We start from the raw sequence: 551 nt of genomic DNA on the forward strand, positions 1-551 counted from the left end.
CGCGCGGGCCGCGCACGCCCCCGCGCGGCGGTGGACCGAGGCCCTCGGGGCGATCGCCGTCGCCGCCACCCAGACCGGTCACGGTGTGCTCGCCGCGCGCGGGGAGTGGGTCACCAACGAGAAGCGGCTGCTGGAGCGGGCGGGGCTGCGGGACGTCGACGACGTCGTCAGAGGGGCGACGGACGTCGGCGAGGCGGTCGACCGCGCCCGCGCGCTGTTCGCGGAGCGCATCGAGGAGGCCCGGAGGGACGCGTGACGGTGTCTTCGGGGCGCGCGCCGGGAATCACGGCACCCGCGCGCGAGTTGCGTTCATAAAGAAACCGCCTGATCACATTCCGCTTCACCTCCACGAAACGCGGGAGCCCCACCCGCTGCGTACCGTGGAGGAACACCCCGAAGCCACGGCCGACGTCGCCCGACGGCACCCGTCCCCGTCACGACAGGAGCCCCGTTTTCTGGCCGTTGCCGCCGCCGCGAGCGCCGTGCTCGGCGTGACGGCGGCCGGTGTCTGGTACAGCACCCCGTCCGACGACGACGAGATCGCCGGGGTG

Annotated in this window: 1 pseudogene; it reads left to right on the forward strand. The window is 74.2% G+C overall.

From position 1 onward, the window contains the following. A pseudogene (locus ACVNF4_RS36815) lies at window positions 1-256 on the forward strand (nucleotidyltransferase domain-containing protein); the annotation flags it as partial. Window positions 257-551: the final 295 nt, after the last annotated feature.

It is taken from the genome of Streptomyces sp. S6 (assembly GCF_054880855.1).